Source organism: Agrobacterium sp. 22-221-1, assembly GCF_053522445.1.
In genome coordinates this window covers 1-22,248 of record NZ_JBNWCL010000014.1, presented here as the reverse complement: position 1 = coordinate 22,248, position 22,248 = coordinate 1, and the positions used below count along the sequence as shown (strand labels likewise).

18 protein-coding genes are annotated in these 22,248 nt (G+C 60.2%); 12 read left to right on the top strand and 6 right to left on the bottom strand.

The genetic code is table 11. The features are described 5' to 3' along the window. Positions 1-290 precede the first annotated feature (290 nt). From ACQZ5N_RS19420 to ACQZ5N_RS19385, 8 genes are all read left to right on the top strand, one after another. Positions 291-2,753, top strand: a complete 2,463-nt coding sequence (locus tag ACQZ5N_RS19420) for a glycogen/starch/alpha-glucan phosphorylase (protein ID WP_003522152.1) — start codon at positions 291-293, stop codon at positions 2,751-2,753. Next, entirely contained in the window at positions 2,753-4,960 is a 2,208-nt protein-coding gene (glgB, locus tag ACQZ5N_RS19415) for a 1,4-alpha-glucan branching protein GlgB (protein ID WP_448733842.1), read from the top strand. The genes ACQZ5N_RS19420 and glgB overlap by 1 nt, the downstream gene beginning before the upstream one ends. A gap of 21 nt (positions 4,961-4,981) precedes the next feature. Continuing rightward, entirely contained in the window at positions 4,982-6,244 is a 1,263-nt protein-coding gene (glgC, locus tag ACQZ5N_RS19410) for a glucose-1-phosphate adenylyltransferase (RefSeq protein ID WP_003522150.1), read from the top strand. A gap of 5 nt (positions 6,245-6,249) precedes the next feature. After that, the gene (glgA, locus tag ACQZ5N_RS19405; RefSeq protein WP_269831900.1) at positions 6,250-7,692 is read left to right on the top strand and encodes a glycogen synthase GlgA; all 1,443 of its coding nucleotides are present in this window, start codon (positions 6,250-6,252) and stop codon (positions 7,690-7,692) included. Between the two features lie 4 nt (positions 7,693-7,696). Next, on the top strand, positions 7,697-9,325 hold the full coding sequence (locus tag ACQZ5N_RS19400) for an alpha-D-glucose phosphate-specific phosphoglucomutase (protein ID WP_142781007.1): 1,629 nt from the start codon (positions 7,697-7,699) through the stop codon (positions 9,323-9,325). 106 nt (positions 9,326-9,431) lie between these two features. Then, positions 9,432-11,387 carry a glycogen debranching protein GlgX gene (glgX, locus tag ACQZ5N_RS19395; protein ID WP_448733841.1) on the top strand — a complete coding sequence of 652 codons (1,956 nt, stop codon included), beginning with the start codon at positions 9,432-9,434 and terminating at the stop codon, positions 11,385-11,387. Between the two features lie 54 nt (positions 11,388-11,441). Beyond that, on the top strand, positions 11,442-11,930 hold the full coding sequence (locus tag ACQZ5N_RS19390; RefSeq protein ID WP_080853869.1) for a MaoC family dehydratase: 489 nt from the start codon (positions 11,442-11,444) through the stop codon (positions 11,928-11,930). Between the two features lie 23 nt (positions 11,931-11,953). Continuing rightward, positions 11,954-12,997, top strand: coding sequence for a DUF2332 domain-containing protein (locus ACQZ5N_RS19385; protein ID WP_448733840.1), 1,044 nt, complete (start codon positions 11,954-11,956; stop codon positions 12,995-12,997). Here ACQZ5N_RS19385 and ACQZ5N_RS19380 read toward each other — a convergent pair. Genes ACQZ5N_RS19380 through ACQZ5N_RS19360 form a run of 5 tightly spaced genes read right to left on the bottom strand, consistent with a single transcriptional unit; the run spans position 12,994 to position 18,487 of the window. Continuing rightward, positions 12,994-13,548: a sarcosine oxidase subunit gamma gene (locus ACQZ5N_RS19380; protein ID WP_065657378.1), complete on the bottom strand. Its 555-nt coding sequence runs from the start codon at positions 13,546-13,548 to the stop codon at positions 12,994-12,996. The genes ACQZ5N_RS19385 and ACQZ5N_RS19380 overlap by 4 nt on opposite strands. Next, the gene (locus tag ACQZ5N_RS19375) at positions 13,541-16,501 is read right to left on the bottom strand and encodes a sarcosine oxidase subunit alpha (RefSeq protein WP_448733839.1); all 2,961 of its coding nucleotides are present in this window, start codon (positions 16,499-16,501) and stop codon (positions 13,541-13,543) included. Before ACQZ5N_RS19375 ends, ACQZ5N_RS19380 begins: the two co-directional genes overlap by 8 nt. Further along, positions 16,498-16,812: a sarcosine oxidase subunit delta gene (locus tag ACQZ5N_RS19370; protein ID WP_144578533.1), complete on the bottom strand. Its 315-nt coding sequence runs from the start codon at positions 16,810-16,812 to the stop codon at positions 16,498-16,500. The genes ACQZ5N_RS19375 and ACQZ5N_RS19370 overlap by 4 nt, the downstream gene beginning before the upstream one ends. An 11-nt stretch (positions 16,813-16,823) precedes the next feature. Beyond that, a complete protein-coding gene (locus ACQZ5N_RS19365; RefSeq protein WP_448733838.1) occupies positions 16,824-17,234 on the bottom strand; it encodes a hypothetical protein in 411 nt (136 codons plus the stop codon). Next, positions 17,234-18,487: a sarcosine oxidase subunit beta family protein gene (locus ACQZ5N_RS19360; RefSeq protein WP_059756984.1), complete on the bottom strand. Its 1,254-nt coding sequence runs from the start codon at positions 18,485-18,487 to the stop codon at positions 17,234-17,236. Before ACQZ5N_RS19360 ends, ACQZ5N_RS19365 begins: the two co-directional genes overlap by 1 nt. 316 nt (positions 18,488-18,803) lie before the next feature. Here ACQZ5N_RS19360 and rpsU point away from each other — a divergent pair, with 316 nt between their 5' ends. Continuing rightward, entirely contained in the window at positions 18,804-19,031 is a 228-nt protein-coding gene (rpsU, locus tag ACQZ5N_RS19355) for a 30S ribosomal protein S21 (protein ID WP_003508541.1), read from the top strand. Between the two features lie 133 nt (positions 19,032-19,164). Beyond that, positions 19,165-20,061, top strand: a complete 897-nt coding sequence (locus ACQZ5N_RS19350; RefSeq protein ID WP_080819947.1) for a tetratricopeptide repeat protein — start codon at positions 19,165-19,167, stop codon at positions 20,059-20,061. A gap of 72 nt (positions 20,062-20,133) precedes the next feature. On the opposite strand, the gene ACQZ5N_RS19345 is transcribed toward ACQZ5N_RS19350, so the two are convergent. Next, entirely contained in the window at positions 20,134-20,400 is a 267-nt protein-coding gene (locus ACQZ5N_RS19345; protein ID WP_035239160.1) for a DUF6074 family protein, read from the bottom strand. A gap of 340 nt (positions 20,401-20,740) precedes the next feature. On the opposite strand from ACQZ5N_RS19345, the gene ACQZ5N_RS19340 reads away from it, so the two are divergent. Together ACQZ5N_RS19340 and ACQZ5N_RS19335 are read left to right on the top strand one after the other, a co-directional pair. Then, positions 20,741-21,019 carry an exopolysaccharide production repressor protein gene (locus ACQZ5N_RS19340; RefSeq protein ID WP_059756990.1) on the top strand — a complete coding sequence of 93 codons (279 nt, stop codon included), beginning with the start codon at positions 20,741-20,743 and terminating at the stop codon, positions 21,017-21,019. A gap of 110 nt (positions 21,020-21,129) precedes the next feature. After that, positions 21,130-22,119 (top strand): glycosyltransferase family 2 protein, encoded by a 990-nt coding sequence (locus tag ACQZ5N_RS19335; RefSeq protein ID WP_448733837.1) that lies wholly within the window; start codon positions 21,130-21,132, stop codon positions 22,117-22,119. Positions 22,120-22,248 lie beyond the last annotated feature (129 nt).

Genomic DNA, 22,248 nt, shown 5'->3' with positions numbered 1-22,248 from the left:
GGTGAACCATTTCAGAAGTATTGCAGCCTCTTCCCCTTTTCCGAGCGATGCCCGGCATCGCAAGGACCAAGAAAATCCGCTGAAGAACGGCGCAGACAGGGCGATCAATGCCTTCGGCGATCCTTTGGGCGCCGAGAAAAACACTTATTTTTCATTGCGCTAAGCTGTTCAATTTTCCGAAAAAATTGCTGTTGCCACGCCTCCATATCGATGCATAAACTGGCATCAGCAAAGGCAAACCGGATCGACCTCATCAGACCCTCTCCTCCCACCAAGGTGCTGACCGACCAATGATCAATAATCTCAACGCCGCCGATCTTCCCCGCCCCGCCCCGCGCAGTTCCAACCCGGAAATCATGGCGTCGGAAATCATCGAACGCCTGACCTACCGCATCGGCAAGGACGTCAAGGTTGCAAAACCGCACGACTGGCTGACCGCAACCATCCTCGTCGTGCGCGACCGCATCATCGACAAGTGGATGGAATCCACCCGCAAGGCCTATGCCAACAATTCCAAGCGCGTTTATTACCTGTCGCTCGAATTCCTGATCGGCCGCCTGATGCGCGACGCCATCTCCAATATCGGCCTGATGCACGAAATTCGCGATGCCCTGTCCTCGCTCGGCGTCGACCTTGACGTCATCGCCGGGCTGGAGCCGGATGCGGCGCTCGGCAATGGCGGTCTCGGCCGGCTTGCGGCCTGTTTCATGGAATCCATGGCGACCGTCGACATTCCCGCCTATGGCTACGGCATCCGTTACGTGCACGGCCTCTTCCGCCAGCAGATGGCGGATGGATGGCAGGTGGAACTGCCGGAAACCTGGCTGGCGCACGGCAACCCCTGGGAATTCGAGCGTCGCGAAAGCTCCTATGAGGTCGGCTTCGGCGGCTCGGTGGAAACCATCGGCGGTTATGAAGATCCGCAGCGTTTCGTCTGGAAACCGGCCGAACGCGTCATCGCCATGGCTTACGATACGCCGGTCGTCGGCTGGCGCGGCACCCGCGTCAATACGCTGCGCCTGTGGTCGGCGCAGCCTATCGACCCCATTCTGCTGGCCGCCTTCAACGCTGGCGACCATATCGGCGCCTTGCGCGAAAGCAACAAGGCGGAAAGCCTGACGCGGGTTCTCTACCCCGCCGATGCGACGCCGGCCGGTCAGGAACTGCGCCTGCGGCAGGAGTTCTTCTTCTCCTCCGCCTCGCTGCAGGACATTCTGCGCCGCCATTTGCAGCAATATCCCGATTTCACCTCGCTGCCTGAGAAGGTCTCGATCCAGCTCAACGATACGCATCCGGCCATTTCCATCGCCGAAATGATGCGTCTTCTATGCGATGTGCACGGGCTGGAATTCGAGGAAGCGTGGAAGATCACGCAGGGCACGTTCTCGTATACCAACCACACGCTTCTGCCGGAGGCGCTGGAAAGCTGGCCGGTGCCGCTGCTCGAGCGTCTTCTGCCAAGACATATGCAGATCGTCTATGCGATCAACGCCAACACGCTGGTCTACGCCCGCAAGGAAAAGAAGATGGCGGATCAGCAGATCCGTTCGATCTCGCTGATCGATGAAGGCGGCGAACGCCGCGTGCGTATGGGCAACCTCGCCTTTATCGGCTCGCATTCCATCAACGGCGTTTCCGCCCTTCATACCGACCTGATGAAGGAAACGGTCTTTGCCGACCTGCACAGCCTTTATCCTGACCGTATCAACAACAAGACCAATGGCATCACACCGCGCCGCTGGCTGATGCAGTGCAATCCGGGTCTCACCAGCCTGCTGCGCGAAGCGATTGGCGACGATTTCCTCGACGATGCGGAAAAGCTCACCGCGCTCGACCGTTTTGCCGACGATGCCGGTTTCCGCGAAAAATTCGCCGAGGTGAAGCGTCTGAACAAGGTGCGGCTTGCCAATACGGTGGCGCAGCGCATGGGCATCCGCGTCGATCCTTCGGCCATGTTCGACATCCAGATCAAGCGTATCCATGAATATAAGCGCCAGCTTCTGAACCTCGTGGAGACGGTCGCGCTTTATGACCAGATCCGTTCTCACCCGGAACTGGATTGGGTGCCGCGCGTTAAGTTCTTCGCAGGCAAGGCGGCGCCGAGTTATCACAACGCGAAGCTGATCATAAAGCTTGCCAACGATATTGCCCGGGTCATCAACAACGATCCGGCCGTGCGCGGGCTTCTGAAAGTGGTGTTTGTTCCGAACTATAACGTCTCGCTTGCGGAAATCATGGTTCCCGCCGCCGATCTTTCCGAACAGATATCGACGGCCGGTATGGAAGCTTCCGGCACCGGCAACATGAAATTCGCGCTCAACGGCGCGCTCACCATCGGCACGCTCGATGGCGCCAATGTCGAAATGCGCGATCATGTCGGCGCGGAGAATATCGTCATCTTCGGAATGACGGCGGATGAAGTGGCCAAGGCACGTGCCGAAGGCCACAATCCCCGCGCGATCATCGAAGGATCGGCCGAGCTGTCGCAGGCGCTGTCTTCCATCGCCTCCGGCGTCTTCTCGCCGGATGACCGCTCACGTTTCGCCGGCCTGATCGACGGTATTTACAACAGCGACTGGTTCATGGTCGCCGCCGATTTCGACGCCTATGCCAATGCGCAGCGCGAAGTGGACGCGATCTGGAGCGATCCGGATAGCTGGTATGCCAAGACAGTGCGCAACACGGCGCGTATGGGCTGGTTCTCGTCCGACAGGACGATCCGCCAATATGCCACCGAGATCTGGAGAGCCTGATGAAAAAACCGCTCAATTCGGCCGAAGAGAAAAAGACTGGCGACATCACGAAGGCTGAAATCGAGGCGATCAAGAGCGGTTTGCATTCCAATCCCTTTGCCCTTCTCGGCGTGCACGAAACGCCGGAAGGGTTTTCCGCCCGCTGTTTCATTCCCGGCGCCGAGGAGGTTTCCGTCCTGACACTGGACGGAAATTTCGTGGGCGAATTGAAGCGGCTCGATCAGGACGGCTTTTTCGAAGGCCGGATCGATCTTTCGAAGCGACAGCCGGTGCGGTATCGCGCCAGCCGCGACGATGCCGAATGGGCGGTGACCGACCCCTACAGCTTCGGCCCGGTTCTCGGCCCCATGGACGATTATTTCGTCCGCGAAGGATCGCATCTCAGACTCTTCGACAGGATGGGCGCGCATCCGCTGAAGCTCGAGGGCGTCGAGGGCTTCCACTTCGCCGTCTGGGCTCCCAATGCGCGGCGCGTTTCCGTCGTCGGCGATTTCAATAATTGGGATGGCCGACGGCATGTCATGCGGTTCCGCAAGGATACCGGCATCTGGGAAATCTTCGCGCCTGACGTCTATGCCGGCTGTGCCTACAAGTTCGAAATCCTCGGCGCAAACGGCGAGCTTCTGCCCCTCAAAGCAGACCCCTATGCCCGCCGCGCCGAGTTGCGGCCGAAAAACGCCTCCGTCACCGCGCCGGAACTCACCCAGAAATGGGAAGATCAGGCCCACCGGGAACATTGGGCGCAGGTGGACCAGCGCCGCCAGCCGATCAGCATTTACGAGGTGCATGCCGGCTCCTGGCGGCGGCGCGAGGACGGCACGTTCCTGAGCTGGGACGAACTGGCCGCCCAGCTCATTCCCTATTGCACGGATATGGGCTTCACCCATATCGAGTTCCTGCCCATCACCGAACATCCCTATGACCCTTCATGGGGTTACCAGACGACCGGGCTTTATGCGCCGTCCGCCCGTTTCGGCGATCCGGAGGGCTTTGCGCGTTTCGTCAATGGCGCCCACAAGGTCGGCATCGGCATCCTGCTCGATTGGGTTCCGGCGCATTTTCCAACCGACGAGCACGGGTTGCGCTGGTTCGACGGCACCGCGCTTTACGAACATGCCGATCCGCGTCAGGGTTTTCATCCCGACTGGAACACGGCCATCTATAATTTCGGCCGCATCGAGGTAATGTCCTACCTCATCAACAATGCGCTTTATTGGGCCGAAAAATTCCATCTCGACGGCCTGCGTGTCGATGCGGTCGCCTCGATGCTCTATCTCGATTATTCCCGCAAGGAAGGCGAGTGGATCCCCAATGAATATGGCGGACGGGAAAATCTCGAATCCGTCCGCTTCCTGCAGAAGATGAATTCCCTCGTCTACGGCACCCATCCGGGCGTCATGACCATTGCCGAGGAATCCACCTCCTGGCCGAAAGTATCCCAGCCCGTCCACGAGGGCGGCCTCGGCTTCGGTTTCAAATGGAACATGGGCTTCATGCACGATACGCTGAGTTATTTCTCGCGCGAGCCGGTGCATCGCAAGTTCCACCATCAGGAACTGACCTTCGGCCTGCTTTACGCCTTCAGCGAAAATTTCGTGCTGCCGCTTTCCCATGACGAGGTGGTGCACGGCAAGGGATCGCTTATCGCCAAGATGTCCGGCGACGACTGGCAGAAATTCGCCAATCTGCGGTCCTATTACGCCTTCATGTGGGGCTATCCCGGCAAGAAGCTGCTGTTCATGGGGCAGGAATTCGCACAATGGAGCGAATGGAGCGAAAAGGGCTCGCTCGACTGGAACCTGCGCCAATATCCGATGCATGAGGGCATGCGCCGCCTCGTGCGCGATCTAAACCTCACCTACCGTTCAAAACCCGCTTTGCACGCCCGCGACTGCGAACCGGAAGGTTTCCGCTGGCTTGTGGTGGATGACCACGACAATTCCGTCTTCGCCTGGCTGCGCATGGCGCCGGGTGAAAAGCCGGTGGCGGTCATCTGCAATCTCACGCCGGTCTATCGGGAAAACTATTATGTGCCGCTTCCGCTTGCGGGGCGGTGGAGGGAGATTCTCAACACCGACGCCGAAATTTATGGCGGCAGCGGCAAGGGAAATGGCGGACGCGTTCAGGCGGTCGATGCCGGGGGAGACATCGGGACAATGCTCGTCCTGCCGCCACTCGCAACGATCATGCTCGAGCCGGAAAACTGACAGACAGAGAGGGAGGACACCATGTCGGAAAAAAGAGTTCAGCCTTTGGCACGCGATGCAATGGCCTATGTCCTCGCAGGCGGCAGAGGAAGCCGCCTGAAGGAATTGACGGACCGCCGGGCAAAACCCGCCGTCTATTTCGGCGGCAAGGCGCGCATCATCGATTTCGCGCTCTCCAACGCGCTCAATTCCGGCATTCGCCGCATCGGCGTCGCCACGCAATACAAGGCGCACTCGCTCATCCGCCACCTGCAGCGCGGCTGGGACTTCTTCCGTCCCGAGCGTAACGAAAGCTTCGATATTCTGCCGGCCTCCCAGCGCGTTTCCGAAACGCAGTGGTATGAAGGCACGGCCGACGCCGTCTACCAGAACATCGACATCATCGAGCCCTATGCGCCGGAATATATGGTCATCCTCGCCGGCGACCATATTTACAAAATGGACTACGAATACATGCTGCAGCAGCATGTCGATTCCGGTGCGGACGTGACGATCGGCTGCCTTGAAGTGCCGCGCATGGAAGCGACCGGCTTCGGCGTGATGCATGTGAATGAAAAAGACGAGATCATCGATTTCATCGAAAAGCCGGCCGATCCGCCGGGCATTCCCGGCAATGAAGGCTTCGCTCTCGCCTCGATGGGCATCTACGTCTTCCACACGAAATTCCTGATGGAAGCCCTGCGCCGCGACGCCGCTGACCCGACCTCCAGCCGCGACTTCGGCAAGGACATCATTCCCTATATCGTCGAACACGGCAAAGCCGTCGCCCATCGCTTCGCCGATTCCTGTGTGCGTTCGGATTTCGAGCACGGCCCCTACTGGCGCGACGTCGGCACCATCGACGCCTATTGGCAGGCCAATATCGACCTGACGGATGTGGTACCGGACCTCGATATCTACGACAAGTCCTGGCCGATCTGGACCTATGCGGAAATCACGCCGCCGGCGAAATTCGTGCACGATGACGAGAACCGCCGCGGTTCGGCGGTGTCTTCGGTCGTCTCCGGCGATTGCATCATTTCCGGCGCCTCCCTGCAGCGCAGCCTGCTGTTTACCGGGGTGCGCGCTAATTCATACTCCCGCCTTGAGAATGCCGTAGTACTGCCGAGTGTGAAGATCGGGCGTCATGCCCAGCTCAGCAATGTCGTCATCGACCATGGCGTGGTCATTCCGGAAGGACTGATTGTAGGAGAAGACCCAGAACTGGATGCCAAACGTTTCCGCCGCACCGAAAACGGCATTTGCCTTATCACCCAATCGATGATCGACAAGCTGGACCTGTAGAGCCCATGAATGTCCTTTCGGTTTCATCCGAAATCTATCCCCTGATCAAGACCGGAGGGCTCGCCGACGTTGCCGGCGCGCTCCCCATCGCGCTGGAAGCCCATGGCGTCACGACGCGCACATTGATACCCGGATATCCGGCGGTGAAAGCCGCCGTGACGGACCCCGTCAAATGTTTCGAATTTACCGATCTGCTCGGCGAAAAAGCCGATGTGCTCGAAGTGCGGCATGAGGGGCTCGATCTCCTCATTCTCGATGCGCCCGCCTATTACGAGCGCTCCGGCGGCCCCTATCTCGACCAGACCGGCAAGGATTACCCTGACAATTGGAAGCGTTTCGCGGCGCTGTCGCTGGCTGCCGCCCGCATTGCCGCCGGCGCGCTTCCCGGCTGGCGGCCGGATATGGTGCATGCCCATGACTGGCAGGCCGCCATGGCGCCGGTCTATATGCGTTATGCCGAAACGCCGGAGATTCCGAGCCTTCTCACCATCCACAACATCGCTTTTCAGGGCCAGTTCGGCGCGAATATCTTCAGCAAGCTTGCATTGCCCGCCCATGCCTTCGGCATGGAAGGCATCGAATATTACAACGATGTGAGCTTCCTGAAGGGTGGCCTGCAGACGGCAACGGCGCTCAGCACCGTCAGCCCGTCCTATGCCGAGGAAATCCTCACCCCGCAATTCGGCATGGGGCTGGAAGGAGTGATCGGCAGCCGCGCCCATGTGCTGCACGGCATCGTCAACGGCATTGATGCCGATGTCTGGAACCCGGCGACGGACCATCTGATCCACGACAATTATTCAGCCGCCAATCTCAAGAACCGCGCGCTGAACAAGAAGGCGGTCGCCGAACATTTCCGCATCGACGATGATGACAGCCCGCTTTTCTGCATCATCTCCCGCCTCACCTGGCAGAAGGGCATCGACCTCATGGCGGAAGCCGTGGATGAGATCGTTTCCCTCGGCGGCCGTCTGGTCGTGCTGGGCGCCGGCGATGTGGCGCTGGAAGGCGCGCTTCTGGCGGCGGCATCCCGCCACCATGGCCGCGTCGGCGTTGCCGTCGGTTACAACGAGCCACTGTCGCATCTGATGCAGGCGGGCTGCGATGCGATCATCATTCCTTCGCGTTTCGAACCCTGCGGCCTCACCCAGCTTTATGCGCTGCGTTATGGCTGCATTCCGGTCGTCGCCCGCACCGGCGGCCTTGCCGACACGGTGATCGACGCCAACCATGCCGCCATCGCCAATAAATCGGCGACCGGCGTGCAATTTTCACCCGTCACGCTCGATGGTCTGAAACAGGCGATCCGCCGGACCGTCCGTTATTACCACGACCCGAAACTATGGACACAAATGCAGAAACTCGGAATGAAATCCGATGTTTCCTGGGAAAAAAGCGCCGGTCTTTACGCCGCGCTTTACAGCCAGCTTATTTCGAAAGGCCATTGAAACAATGATCAAGACCGTTCAGACGAAGCCCTATCAGGACCAGAAGCCGGGCACATCCGGCCTGCGCAAGAAGGTGCCAGTCTTCGCCCAGGAAAATTACGCCGAGAACTTCATCCAGTCGATCTTCGACGCGCTTGAGGGCTTTCAGGGCCAGACGCTGGTGATCGGCGGCGATGGCCGTTATTACAACCGCGAAGTCATCCAGAAGGCGATCAAGATGGCCGCCGCCGCCGGTTTCGGCAAGGTATTGGTCGGTCAGGGCGGCATTCTCTCGACGCCTGCCGCCTCCAACGTCATCCGCAAATACAAGGCCTTCGGCGGCATCGTGCTTTCCGCCAGCCATAATCCCGGCGGCCCGAACGAAGATTTCGGCATCAAATACAATATCGGCAATGGCGGCCCCGCGCCGGAAAAGATCACCGATGCGATCTATGCCCGCTCGAAGGTCATCGACAGCTATAAAATCTCCGACGCCGCCGATATCGATCTCGACAAGGTGGGCAGCTTCAAGGTGGACGAACTGACGGTCGAGGTGATCGACCCGGTTGCCGATTACGCCGCTTTGATGGAAGAGTTGTTCGATTTCGCCGCCATCCGCGCGCTGATCGCCGGCGGTTTCAGGGTCGTGGTCGATTCCATGAGCGCCGTTACCGGTCCCTATGCCGTGGAGATCATCGAAAAGCGCCTCGGCGCGCCGAAGGGCTCGGTCCGCAACGCAACGCCGCTGCCGGATTTCGGCGGCCACCATCCCGACCCGAACCTTGTCCATGCCAAGGAGCTTTATGACGACGTCATGAGCCCGGAAGGCCCCGATTTCGGCGCGGCCTCCGATGGCGATGGCGACCGCAACATGGTCGTCGGCAAGGGCATGTTCGTCACCCCGTCCGACAGCCTCGCCATCATCGCCGCCAATGCCAAACTGGCCCCCGGTTATGCCGCCGGCATTTCCGGCATTGCCCGCTCCATGCCGACGAGTGCGGCAGCGGACCGTGTGGCCGAAAAGCTCGGCCTTGGCATGTATGAAACGCCGACCGGCTGGAAATTCTTCGGCAATCTCATGGATGCCGGCAAGGTAACGATCTGCGGCGAAGAAAGCTTCGGCACCGGCTCCAACCATGTGCGCGAAAAGGACGGCCTGTGGGCCGTGCTCTACTGGCTGAACATTGTCGCCGCGCGCAAGGAAAGCGTGAAGGACATCGTCACAAAGCATTGGGCCGAATATGGCCGCAACTATTATTCCCGCCATGACTATGAGGAAGTGGATTCGGACGCCGCCAACACGCTGGTCGCCACCCTGCGCGAAAAACTCGCCACACTTCCCGGCACCAGCTACGGCAATCTGAAGGTCGCGGCGGCGGATGATTTTGCCTATCACGATCCGGTCGATCAGTCGGTCAGCAAAAATCAGGGCATCCGCATCCTGTTCGAAGGCGGTTCGCGCATCGTGCTGCGCCTTTCTGGCACGGGTACTGCGGGCGCCACGCTTCGCCTTTATGTCGAGCGTTACGAGCCGGATGCAGCCCGTCACGGCATCGAAACGCAGGAGGCGCTTGCCGACCTGATTTCCGTTGCCGATACGATCGCCGGCATCAAGGCCCATACCGGCCGTAGCGAGCCGAGCGTTATTACGTAAGGGCTTGCCGCCCGCTCATGAGGGACGCACTGAAAGCGTTCCTCACTCGGCCTTGCCTCCCTTTTCCATTCTGGAAGAGAAACACCATTTCCCGGAGAGACAGACCATGCAGACACCTTCCGTTTTCCCCAAAGGCGCAATCCAGACGGAAAACGGAACGGAATTCACGGTCTATTCCCGGCACGCCTCGCAGATCGATCTCTGCCTTTTCGATGCGAAGGGCGAGAAAGAAACGGCGCGTTTGCCGATGATGCGCGGTGAAGATGACGTTCACCGGTTGACCGTCCCCGATGCCGGCCCCGGCACGCGATACGGTTTTCGCGCTCACGGCATTTACGCCCCCGAACACGGCCTCTGGTTCGATCCTGCAAAGCTGCTGCTCGACCCCTATGCCACGGAGATCGACCGCCCCTTCCGGCACGATCCCGCGCTTTACGCCTTTGGTGCGGATACCGGCGGGATCATGCCGAAGGCGATCCTTTCGCAATATGAGCCGGTCAGGCGTCAACCGCCGCTTTTTGCCGAAGGCGGGCTGATTTACGAACTCGCCGTCAAATCCTTCACCCGGCTGCATCCCGAAGTGCCGGAAGAGATCAGGGGCACCGTCGCCGCACTTGCCCATCCCGCCATTGTCGCGCACCTGAAAAAAATCGGCGTCGATGCGGTGGAGTTGATGCCGATCACCGCATGGATCGATGAGCGCCACCTGCCGCCGCTCGGCCTTTCCAATGCCTGGGGTTATAATCCCGTCGGTTTCATGGCGCTCGATCCACGCCTCTGCCCCGGCGGCGTGCGGGAATTGCGCGACACGGTTGCGGCGCTGCATACGCAAGGCATCGGCGTCATTCTCGATCTGGTCTTCAACCATACCGGCGAAAGCGACATCGAAGGTTCGATCCTGTCGTTGCGCGGGCTCGATAACCTCACCGCCTTCCGCCACCCGCCGGGAAAGCCGGGCGTGCTGGTCAACGATACCGGCACCGGCAATACGGTTGCCTGCGATCATCCCTATATTCGCCAGCTCATCGTCGATTCCCTCAGGCATTTCGTTCTGAATGCCGGGGTGGATGGCTTCCGTTTCGACCTCGCGCCCGTGCTCGGGCGAACGGCCAATGGCTTCGACATGGTGAGCGAAACGCTTGCAGCCATGCATTCGGACCCCTTGCTTTACGACCGCCTGCTGATCGCCGAACCATGGGATATCGGCCCCGGCGGATATCAGCTCGGCAATTTCCCCGAAAGCTTTCTGGAGTGGAACGACCGCGCCCGCGACGATATGCGCCGCTTCTGGCGCGGCGACGCCGGCACCACCGGGGCGCTGGCCGATGCGCTTTCCGGGTCTTCGCCAATCTTTTCCCGTCATGGCCGCTTAAACAGCCGCAGCGTCAATTTTCTCGCCGCCCATGACGGTTTCACCCTGTTCGATCTCGTCAGCCACGAACACAAGCACAATGAGAAAAACGGCGAGAACAATCGCGACGGCCACAATGAAAACCACTCCTGGAACAATGGTTTCGAAGGCCTGACGGATGACCCTGCCATTGTCGCCGCCCGCATTGCGGATGTGAAGGCGCTGCTTTCCACCCTGTTCGTCAGCCGCGGCGTCTTGATGCTGACCGCCGGCGATGAGGGCGGCCGCAGCCAGCATGGCAACAACAACGCCTATTGTCAGGACAATGACATCACCTGGGTCGACTGGTCTTCGCTTGTCCCCGAACTGATCGATCACACCGCATTTCTCGCAGCGCTTCGCAAACGCTTCGGCGTCTTTTCCGAGACCGGCTTCTTTTCCGGCAGCGGCGATGTGAAATGGCTTGCGCCGGGCGGGGAGCCCATGACGGTTGCGGACTGGGAAAGCCCGAATGGACCGGCCTTCGCCATGGTGCTGTCAACGTCGGACCGGGAAACGGGCGACGAGGTCGAGCTTGCGGTTCTCATCAATCGCGGTCGCGAGGTCGTTCCTTTCACGCTGCCCGGCGATGGCTGGTGCGCCATCGGCACGGATTTCGGCAATCCCGCCTTCCTGCCCGCCCGTTCCGTGGTGTTTTATCTGCGCAGTTGATCCCTTCGCGTCGCCAGCCGTATAAGTCCCTGGAAACAATGCGGACGAGGTAACATGACAAAAGAAATTGCGCTGGCGGAGATGAAAAATCTGGTCGGCACGGAAATGGGCGTCTCCGACTGGATCACCGTCGACCAGACGATGATTGACGCCTTCGGAAAGGCGACGCTGGACGAACAGTTCATCCACACCGACCCGGAGCGCGCCAAAGCGGAAAGCCCCTTTGGCGGCACCATCGCGCATGGATTCCTGACGCTGTCTCTGCTTTCGGCGCTGAATTACGATGCCCTGCCCCGCATCCGCGAACAGACGATGGGCATCAATTACGGCTTCGATGCCGTTCGTTTCGTTACGCCGGTCAAAAGCGGTGCGCGGGTACGCGGCCGCTTCACACTGGCGGAGGCGCGTTTTCGCGGCGCGGCCATGTTGATGACGACCTATGACGTGACGGTGGAAATCGAAAACGAGAAAAAGCCGGCACTTACCGCCCGCTGGACCACCATCAGCCAGTTCAATCCGGAGGACAGGCCGGAAGACGCCTGAAACTGCCGCAAGGGAGAGACCGCATGCATGACGAAGCCGTAAAGAATGCGTTTCTCGTGCAGGCAAGAGCCTGCGACAGCCTCGGCTCGCCCTTTACCGCACGGCTCTGCCGCGCCATGGCAGCAAGGCTCGACCGCGATACCGAGGTGGGCGAGCGGATTTTATCCTGGCCAGGCGATGTCGGCCCCTCGGGCGATTCCGTTCCCCTGCGGCTGGCGGGTGCCCTGCATGCGCTCGCCATCGAGGAAAAGATCGCGCCGCCTGCCGATATCCCGCCGGAAGACGAAGAAGCGCTCTGGCAGGCCTGCGCCAGCGCCCTGCGTTTTCATTCCGCCTTCATCCTCGAAAGGTTGAAATCACCGCCGCAGACCAACGAGGTTCGCCGTTCCGCCGTTCTGCTGCCGGGCTTTCTTTCGATTGCGGCACTGACCGGCAAGCCGCTGGTGCTTTCCGAAGTCGGAGCCAGCGCGGGCCTCAACCTGCAATTCGACCGTTACCGGTATCGTCTCGGCGATCTCACCTGGGGTGAACAATCCGATGTTTTCCTGTCACCGGAATGGCGCGGCAACACGCCCGCCCATGAGCGGATCGAGGTTATCGAGCGCGCCGGCTGCGATCTCAACCCGCTCTACCCGTCATCCGCCGAAGATCGCCTGCGGCTGATGTCCTATGTCTGGGCCGATCAGACAGACCGGCTGGAGCGAACCGCCGCCGCCCTGCGGATAGCCGTGGAACATGGTCTGCATGTTGAGAAGGCGGACGCGGTCGACTGGCTGAAACACCGACTTGCCAAGCAATATGCGGGTGCTGTCCACGTCGTCTATCACTCAGTCGCCTGGCAATACCTGCCCGATGGATTGAAACAGGCAGGCGAGGCTGCGATTGCCGAAGTTGGAACCCGCGCCACGCCGGATGCCCCGCTTGCCCGGCTGCAAATGGAGGCGGATGCGACGCCGGGCGGCGCCGCCATTACCCTGCAGATCTGGCCGACCGGCGAGAAACAGGAAATCGGCCGGGCCGATTTCCATGGGCGATGGGTGGAATGGCGGGGCTGGATGGCGGGTTAAACCGCCACGTCCTCAGCCGCCTCCTGCAACAGCCCGCCGACATATTCCGCAAAGGAACGCCAGCATTCCACCCGGAACGTATCGTCCGCCGTGCGCAGCAGCACCACTTCCGCCTTGCCGAAAACTGTGCGTGAGCACGCACCGACCGGGAACTTTGCGAGAGAAAGATCCTGCGGGCAGCCGGCATTGAGTGCCGCTTCCGCACCGGCGCCGGAGACGATGACGGCCGTGTTGCGGTGGGAAATATCGGTTGCAGAAAACAGGCCGGAAACGCCGGCGAGAGCCGCCATCAAGTCGCTCTCGCCCTGATCGATCACCAGCCATTCATCCGGGCCGAGCCACAGAGCGGACCGCAGGCCCGAGGTGACGGAGCTTTTCGGGCGGGCAGGCAGGGCAAGACCGAGCGCTTCCGAAAGTGCCGGCAGGGCGCTTTCCCGGGCGCGCAGCGACAGCCGCGATGCGGAAGCAGCGGGTTTCAGCGAAACGAAGGGAGAGCCGCCGTGAAAATCCTCGAGCACGGATTTGCGTTTTGCGTGAAGTTTGTCAGCCATTGAGACGGGCTCCTTCCTTGTCGAGGAAGACCATGTCGGTCACTTCGACGGCAATGGTTTTATCGGCGAGCGGAATGTAGAGCGTTTCGCCCATGCGCGCCCTGCCATCCGCCACCAGCGCAAAAGCGATGGAATGGCCAAGATTTTCCGACCAGTAGGCGGAGGTGACATGACCAAGCATGGTCATGGGTTTCGGCTGGTTTGGATCGACAATGATCTGGCCGCCCTCGTCCGGAACGGTCAGCCGGTCTTTCGTCTTCAGGCCGACAAGCTGTTTGCGGCCGGAGCGTGTGAGATCGGGGCGTTTCAGCCCGCGAATACCGACGAAATCCGTCTTCTTCTTGGAAACGGCCCAGGCGAGCCCGGCATCGTCAGGCGTCACCGTGCCGTCCGTATCCTGCCCGACGATGATATAGCCCTTTTCCGCACGCAGGATATGCATGGTCTCTGTGCCATAAAGGCAGCCGCCCACGGCTTCCGCCCTTTCGCGGATCGCGGTCCAGACGGCTGCGCCATAATCGGCCGGAACGTTGATTTCGAAACCGAGTTCGCCGGTGAATGACACGCGGAAGAGCCGCGTCGGCACACCGCAGAATGTGCCTTCGGCCACCGCCATATGCGGGAAGGCCTCCGGCGAGAGATCGATGCCCTCGACGAAGGGAGCGATAACCTCGCGCGCCTTTGGCCCCTGCACTGCAATCACGGCCCATTGTTCGGTGGCCGAGGTGAGCCAGACATTGAGATCGGGGAATTCGGTCTGGAGATAATCTTCCATGTGCTGGAGAACGCGCGGCGCGCCGCCCGTGGTCGTCGTCACATGGAAACGGTCTTCGGCAAGACGGCCGACGACGCCGTCGTCGTAAACGAAACCGTCTTCGCGGGTCATGATGCCGTAACGGCAGCGGCCGGGTTTCAGCGTGTCCCAGGCATTGGTGTAGATGAGGTTCAGGAACTTCGCCGCATCCGGGCCGACCACCTCGATCTTGCCGAGTGTGGAGGCATCGAACACGCCGACGCTTGTCCGAACCGTCTTGCATTCGCGGTTGATCGCCTCATGCATGTCCTCACCCGCACGCGGGAAGAACCAGGCGCGTTTCCAGTTGCCGACATCCTCGAACACCGCACCGGCCGCAAGCTCTTCCTCGTGCATCGGCGTCTTGCGGGCCGGGTCGAACAGTGCGCCGCGCGAATGGTTGATGAGCGTGCCGAAGGTGACCGGCGTATAGGGCTGACGGAAGGTGGTGAGACCGACCTTGGGCAAATCCCTGCCAAGCGCCTCCGATGCGATGGCAAGGCCATGCATATTGGACATCTTGCCCTGATCGGACGCCATGCCATTGGTGGTGAAGCGCTTGATATGCTCGACGGAATGCATACCCTCGCGCACGGCGAGGCGGATATCCTTGGCGCAGACATCGTGCTGGAAATCGATGAAGGCCTTGACGCCGGTGCCCTCACCCGCGCCTTCTGCCGTACCGATCATGCCGCCTGTCCAGGTCCGCGCATTCTCGCCGGAAAACTCCACGCCGCCGCCACCGGCAGCCGCGGCCTCGGCGATCAACGCGGCAAGATCGTCCGTGCCGTTGCAGGCGCCGATGGAGACGCCGTTCTGCACATGGATATCCGGCAGGAAACGCTGGTTAGCCGCGTCAAACTTCAGCTTGCCACGCGATTGCGAGAAGAGATGCACCGAAGGCGTCCAGCCGGCGGAAACCACAAGCGCATCGATGGCGATCTTGCGCTTGTTGGAGCCGCCATTGCGGCCGACGGTCATGGAAGACACACGCAGGCGGCCCGCGGTGTTGTAAACGCTATGGCCCGCCAGCACTTCGATGCCGAGCGCCCGCGCCTCATCCAGCAGGCGCTGATCCGGGTTCTCGCGGCAATCGACGATGGCGGCGATTTTCACCCCGGCCTTTTTCAGATCGAAGGCCGTCTCATAGGCTGAATCATGAGCGGTGTAGACCCCGACATTTTGGCCCACGGCGACGCCGTAATGGTTGAGATAGGTGCGTGCGGCCGAGGCCAGCATGATGCCGGGGCGGTCATTATTGGCAAAGACCATGTGGCGTTCGATCGCACCCGCCGCCAGCACAACCTTTTTGGCGCGCACCTGCCACAGCCGCTCGCGCGGCTGGTGTCTGGCGGGCGTGGCGAGATGATCGGTCACCCGCTCGGCCAGCGCCACGAAATTGTGGTTGTAATAACCAAAAGCGGTGGTGCGGGTCAGAACCCGCACATTGGGCAGGGACTTCAGTTCGGCAAAAACCTTCTGCGCCCATTCGTAACCGGGCAGACCGTCGATGACAGTACCGGTGTCGAAACGCAGCGCGCCGCCGACTTCGGCATTTTCATCGACCAGAATGACGCTGGCGCCGGTTTTCGCGGCAGCAAGCGCCGCGGTCAGACCAGCGACACCGGCGCCGGCCACCAGCACGTCGCAATGGGCATAACGGCCGGAATAATGATCCGCATCCGGCTCGCTCGGCGCCTTGCCGAGACCGGCGGCGCGGCGGATCAGCGGTTCGTAAATCCTGTGCCAGGCGGCCTTCGGCCACATAAAGGTCTTATAATAAAACCCGGCCGCGAACATCGGCGACAGGAGGTCGTTGATCGCACTCAGATCGAAGGATAGCGACGGGAAACGGTTCTGCGAGGCGATGATCGCGCCGTCGAACACTTCCTGCACCGTGGCGCGCACATTGGGCTGCTTGCGCAGGCTGTCCCGCGACACATCGATCAGCGCATTCGGCTCTTCCGGCCCGGCGGAAAGGAAGCCGCGCGGCCGGTGATATTTGAACGAGCGGCCGATCAGATGCACGCCATTGGCCAGAAGCGCGGAGGCGACCGTGTCCCCCTCCAGCGCCTGATAAATCTTGCCATCGAAGGTGAAGCGCGCGGTTCTGGCCGGGGTGAGACGACCGGCCCCCTTGATACGAAAATCGCCGCTCATTGCCCGGCTCCCTTTTCTGCGGAAAGGACCGTCTCAGCATCGGGTTTCGGCTCACCCGCCTTGTAGGTCATCAGGAATTTGTCGCTGACCGAATCGCGGGCGGCGTTGAAGAAGCGGCCGCAGCCGTGAATGTGACGCCAGCGTTCGAAAACGAGGCCCTTGTCATTGTCGCGAATGAAGAAATATTCGGCGAAGGCCTCGTCGGAAATATCGGCGATGTTTTCCGGCCGGGCGATATGGGCTTCGCCCGCCCAGCGGAATTCCAGTTCGGAACGGTCTTCCCCGCAATAGGGGCAATGGATCAGAAGCATCGTCGCTCCACCTAGAGAGAATTTTCCGGAAGCGCTGTTCCGGCGGGTTGGTCACACAGCCGCTTTCCCATGGCTACGAAAGGGGAAAGCCGCTTTAAAAGCTGCTCGAAATTATCGAAAGGGCGTAGCGCCGAGGCCCGGCCCATATTGACGATGGCAACCGCCATCATGTCGGTGTCGATCGCGAAGGGGTAATCCTGCTCGCCATCTTCCTTCTCGCCGACAAAATAAACCATCTTGTTCGCGAGACTCGGAGCACAGAGAAGCAGGCCTTTTTCCGCCACGAAAGGCCAGTCTTTCTCACCGTGCATCTTCGCAATCTTCTGGCTGCGAAAATCCTTGGCCTCGGGAATGATGCTGCCGACGGGCACGGCCACGGCCGCGCCTGATATGTTGATCGCAAGCATGGCCGCCGCCAGCATCAATGCGCCACCGCGGCAGCGGCAGCCTCATCGATCAGGCGACCGGTGCGGAACCGGTCGAGCGTCAGCCCCGCCGCCAGACGATGCGGTTCACCGCGCGCGATGAGATGCGCGAAGAGGTTCGCCGAACCCGGCGTCGCCTTGAAGCCGCCCGTCCCCCAGCCGCAATTGACGAAGAGATTCTGCACCGGCGTCACGCTCTGGATCGCCGAGCGGTCGGGCGTGTTGTCGGTGATGCCTCCCCATTGCCGCATCATCTTGACGCGGCGGAAGATCGGGAACAGCTCGCAGATGGCGTCCAGCGTGTGGGTGATGATCTGCAGGCCGCCGGTCTGGGAATAGGAGTTATATTGATCGGTGCCCGCGCCGATGACCAGCTCGCCCTTGTCGGATTGCGAAATATAGGCGTGGACCGTGTTGGACATCACCACGCAGGGGAAGATCGGCTTCAGCGGCTCCGACACCAGCGCCTGCAACGGGTTGGAATGCAGCGGAACGCGCACATCCGCCATCTTCATGATGACGGAGGAATGACCGGCGGCGGAAACGCCGATTTTCTTCGCACCGATGAAACCGCGATTGGTTTCCACACCCGTCACCGCCCCGTCCGGCCCACGGCGAATGCCCGTGACCTCGCAGTTCTGGATGATGTGCACGCCGCGGTCGGAGGCCGCACGCGCATAACCCCAGGCAACCGCATCGTGGCGCGCCGTGCCGCCGCGGCGCTGGAGCGCTGCGCCATTGATCGGATACCGCGCATTGCCGGAAATATCGAGCGGCGGGCAATAGGCTTTCGCCTGCTCCGGCGTCAACCACTCATTGTCGATGCCGTAAAGACGGTTGGCATTGATATGGCGGCTGAAGGATTGCCGGTCATGAATATTGTGCGACAGCATCATCACGCCACGCGCCGAATACATGACGTTATAATTGAGATCCTGGCTCAGGCCTTCCCACAGTTTCAGGGAATGCTCGTAAATATCCATGCTCTCTTCATAGAGATAGTTGGAGCGGATGATGGTGGTGTTGCGGCCGGTATTGCCGCCGCCAAGCCAGCCTTTTTCCAGAACTGCGACATTGGTAATGCCGTGTTCCTTGGCAAGATAATAGGCAGCCCCCAGCCCGTGGCCGCCGCCGCCGATGATGATGACATCGTAATCCTTGCGCGGCTCGGGCGAGGCCCATTGCGCATCCCACCCCTTATGACCCCTGAGCGCCTCACGCGCCACGGCAAAAACGGAATATTTGCGCATTCGCAATCTGCTCCTCAAGAACCGGCCAGAAGCCGGAAACATGGCTCCGGCCCTTATCATACACATGGCAAATCGGGATGGGAGGCAATATCCATTTTGCGACGCCGCAATGATTTTGTTTCGACATCGCAGGCAGAAATCCGGGCAAGCCGCATTTTGCTGGGTGATTATGCGCTACCGGCTGGACTTGCTGCAAATGATCTGTTATTGCACGTCACCAATCGCCCGGCTCGACAGCCGAACGAACGATTTTTTATTTGCGTGCGAATGCCTTATTCACATAGCAAATTAACCAAACCAAAGGAACGGGATTCACGTGCAGGTACTAGTCCGCGACAATAACGTTGATCAGGCGCTCCGCGCCCTGAAGAAAAAGATGCAGCGCGAAGGCATTTTCCGTGAAATGAAAATGCGCGATTACTACGAAAAGCCCTCCCAGAAGCGCGCTCGCGAAAAGGCTGAAGCCGTTCGCCGCGTTCGCAAGCTGGCACGCAAGCGTGCACAGCGCGAAGGTCTGGTTGCAGGCCCCCGCGCAGGCCGTTAATAGGCCGTCTTTTGGACGTTTTTGAATGCTTGTTGGGCGGGGGCGATCAATTCGCCGCCGCTCTTTGTGTTTGTGGCCGGAGAACGCTCTTGAAAACGACCGTGAGACCGGCCTGCGAGGGAACCCACACCGAATGATCGCTGTCGACGCCTGTGTTGTGAAAAACTCCGATGCCTCCACGCGCCGGGTGCCATTGAAAAACAACAGAGGGTTCCGCGCTTCTCTGGTCGTCTGTACCGTCCTTGCCGGTCTTTCCGGCTGCGCGACATCCAACCAGACGGAAGATGTATTCAGGATCGACCGTGCCCAGGGTTCGCAGGAAAACATCGCCTCGCTCACCTCGGTCATCAACGCCAATCCGCAGGATCCCGAAGGCTATAACGTCCGTGGCTCGGCTTACGGCCGCGCCGGCGATTCGCGCCGCGCCATCGAGGATTTCAACAAGGCGCTGCAGCTCAACCCGCGCTTTTATCAGGCCTATGCCAACCGCGCGCTGGTCTATCGCAACTCCGGGCAGCAGCAGCAGGCCCTGCAGGACTACAACGCCGCCCTGCAGATCAATCCGAGCTACGATGTGGCACTGATCGGCCGCGGTAATCTTTACCGCCAGTCCGGGCGTGTGAACGAAGCCTTCAACGATTTCTCCCGCGCCATCGAGCTTGAAACCACCGACGGACGCGCCTGGCACAATCGCGGCCTGATCTACCAGCTGCGCAACCAGCATGCCCAGGCCATCGAGGACTTCTCCAAGGCAATCTCGCTGTCGTCGACCTCGCCGGAGCCCTATAACGGCCGCGGCCTCTCCTATGTCGCCTTGAACGACGATGAAAACGCCTTTGCCGATTTCAACCACGCCATTTCGCTGGATGGCAATGTGGCGGAATCCTGGGCCAACCAGGCGCTTGTTTATGAGCGTCGCGGCGAGATGGCCAAGGCTGCCAAGTCCTATGGCCATGCGGCCCGGCTCGACCCAAAATACAAGCCCGCACTTGACGGCGTTGCCCGCACACGCGGCGCTAGCGCTTCCTGATCAAACGGGCATGAACAAAAAAGCCGGCAGGTTTGACACCTGCCGGCTTTTTTTATGGAAAACGCTGAGGCCTCAATGGCTGTCGCGGCGTGCCTCTGGCGTGGCGTCGCCCGCCCACAATTCAGCCTGCACGGCGTTTTGAAATTCCATGACCTCGCGCCGCATGGCGGCGTCCTCATAGCCAAGCGCCATCAGACGGGCGGCCAGCTCACGGCACTCCCTGCGCCAGAAATCATTCGCCTCCACACCATGCAGCCGGTCGAGCATGGTTGCACATCTTTTTACGTCGGCAATACGGTTCTTTGCCGGAAAGGCGATTACTTCTGAACTCGTTGTCACGCGGGCACCTTGCTCTTGCTGAGGAATCAATACCGACTTTTTAAAGGCGAGATGGTTAACGAAGTCTGCAGAGGGCGTAAGACAGCCGACAATGGCCGCAAGAGAACGATTTTACGCCTCTCAAAAGCAGGAAATCGCCTGGTAAGGCAGCCCCGATTGGGGGAAGTCATCGATTACCGAGGAATTTACCAATCAAGATTACCGAAATTTCATGCCGCAACCGTTAGAAGAAGTATATGTGTGTTGAAACAGCACCGGTCTCATCGTATATTTCTTGCAAAGAAGAAAAATGCCGCAGCGCAGTCAAAAATGGAGAAATCGTTCTCGGGAGGAGAGCACCATGTATGCACCTCGTGTTTTTTTCAGCATGATCGGTGCATTGCTTACCTTTGCGGTTGCGACATATTTCATCCACGGCTCGTTCTATACGGCATTCATCCAGACCCTCATCTGCGCGGTCATTCTGCAAGTCGGTTATTTTGTTGGGATTCTCGTTCTGGTCGCCCGGGAAAAGCGGCGGATGCGCGAAACCTTCGCGCGGGATCGTGGCGCCGAGGCAATGCAGGCGGACGCCGTAAAAAGCCCGCCGCCGCACGGTGCAAAACTGACCGATATGTGAGCTTTCACGCAGCTTCATTTATTGCGTCGCAAAAAAATCGCTTGCATCCATACCCGTGACACTTTCTGCTGGCCAAATCCTGACGGTTGGTCAAAGCAGAAGGACAATACATGGTGAGCGGTTCACAGCCCATTTGCGTCATCATCGCTGCGAAAAATGCATCCGAAACAATCGATATCGCCATACGTTCCGCCCTTGTGGAGCCGGAGGTCGGCGAAGTCGTGGTAATCGACGATGGTTCCACCGACACGACGAGCGATGTGGCGCATGCGGCGGATGACGGCACGGGCCGTCTGCGGGTCGTGCGATTCGAGGTCAATCGAGGCCCTTCGGCTGCGCGCAACCACGCCATCTCGATTTCATCGGCGCCGCTCATCAGCATTCTCGATGCGGACGACTTCTTTTTCAGAGGCCGTTTCGCGGCCATGCTGGCCGACGACGACTGGGATCTGGTGGCCGACAATATCGCCTTCATCCAGCAATCGGTCCCCGGCGCATCCTCCATGCAGCCGGTCCGTTTCGAACCGCAGGCGCGGTTTCTGTCGCTGACGGAATTCGTGGAAGGCAATATTTCCAGGCCCGGCGTCGAACGCGGAGAAACCGGGTTTCTGAAGCCAATCATACGCCGCGCTTTTCTCGACAAACATGCACTGCGTTACGATGACGGCCTGCGGCTCGGTGAAGATTACGAGCTTTATGTGCGGGCGCTGGCCGCCGGCGCGCGTTACAAGGTCATCCGCCATTGCGGTTACGGCGCGATCGTGCGCGGCAACTCGCTGAGCGGCCGCCATCGCACCGAAGATCTTCGCCGCTTATACGAGGCGGACAAGGCCATTCTCGCCGGCTGCCAGCTTTCGGCAGAGGAAACGGCGATCCTGCGCGAACATGAAAAACACATCCGCGCCAAATTCGAGCTTCGCCATTTTCTCGATGCGAAAAAGCAGAAGGGCATGGGCGGCGCGCTGAGCCACGCCCTTGCGCGGCTCCCCGCCCTGCCCGCCATCACGCGCGGCATCTGGAGCGACAAGACCGCCCGATTCCGGAAATCCCCGCCGGTGCGGGATGTGCGTTATCTGCTGGATGGTACGCCGGTTTCGTAAGGGAAAAGGCGACCTCCGCCAATTTCTCGCCGTCATCCTCGGGCTTGTGTGGAGGATTTGTGGTTTACTGGATGCATCAGCCGGGCATCGCAAACCCGGCTGATGCAGGCAGGCGGCCGTTTTTTCGGG

Excerpts from the sequence above, each read along its gene's own strand:
- ACQZ5N_RS19420 (WP_003522152.1), top strand. The coding sequence starts at position 291 with ATGATCAATAATCTCAACGCCGCCGATCTTCCCCGCCCCGCCCCGCGC.
- glgB (WP_448733842.1), top strand. The coding sequence starts at position 2,753 with ATGAAAAAACCGCTCAATTCGGCCGAAGAGAAAAAGACTGGCGACATC.
- glgC (WP_003522150.1), top strand. The coding sequence starts at position 4,982 with ATGTCGGAAAAAAGAGTTCAGCCTTTGGCACGCGATGCAATGGCCTAT.
- glgA (WP_269831900.1), top strand. The coding sequence starts at position 6,250 with ATGAATGTCCTTTCGGTTTCATCCGAAATCTATCCCCTGATCAAGACC.
- ACQZ5N_RS19400 (WP_142781007.1), top strand. The coding sequence starts at position 7,697 with ATGATCAAGACCGTTCAGACGAAGCCCTATCAGGACCAGAAGCCGGGC.
- glgX (WP_448733841.1), top strand. The coding sequence starts at position 9,432 with ATGCAGACACCTTCCGTTTTCCCCAAAGGCGCAATCCAGACGGAAAAC.
- ACQZ5N_RS19390 (WP_080853869.1), top strand. The coding sequence starts at position 11,442 with ATGACAAAAGAAATTGCGCTGGCGGAGATGAAAAATCTGGTCGGCACG.
- ACQZ5N_RS19385 (WP_448733840.1), top strand. The coding sequence starts at position 11,954 with ATGCATGACGAAGCCGTAAAGAATGCGTTTCTCGTGCAGGCAAGAGCC.
- ACQZ5N_RS19380 (WP_065657378.1), bottom strand. The coding sequence starts at position 13,548 with ATGGCTGACAAACTTCACGCAAAACGCAAATCCGTGCTCGAGGATTTT.
- ACQZ5N_RS19375 (WP_448733839.1), bottom strand. The coding sequence starts at position 16,501 with ATGAGCGGCGATTTTCGTATCAAGGGGGCCGGTCGTCTCACCCCGGCC.
- ACQZ5N_RS19370 (WP_144578533.1), bottom strand. The coding sequence starts at position 16,812 with ATGCTTCTGATCCATTGCCCCTATTGCGGGGAAGACCGTTCCGAACTG.
- ACQZ5N_RS19365 (WP_448733838.1), bottom strand. The coding sequence starts at position 17,234 with ATGCTGGCGGCGGCCATGCTTGCGATCAACATATCAGGCGCGGCCGTG.
- ACQZ5N_RS19360 (WP_059756984.1), bottom strand. The coding sequence starts at position 18,487 with ATGCGCAAATATTCCGTTTTTGCCGTGGCGCGTGAGGCGCTCAGGGGT.
- ACQZ5N_RS19350 (WP_080819947.1), top strand. The coding sequence starts at position 19,165 with ATGATCGCTGTCGACGCCTGTGTTGTGAAAAACTCCGATGCCTCCACG.
- ACQZ5N_RS19340 (WP_059756990.1), top strand. The coding sequence starts at position 20,741 with ATGTATGCACCTCGTGTTTTTTTCAGCATGATCGGTGCATTGCTTACC.
- ACQZ5N_RS19335 (WP_448733837.1), top strand. The coding sequence starts at position 21,130 with ATGGTGAGCGGTTCACAGCCCATTTGCGTCATCATCGCTGCGAAAAAT.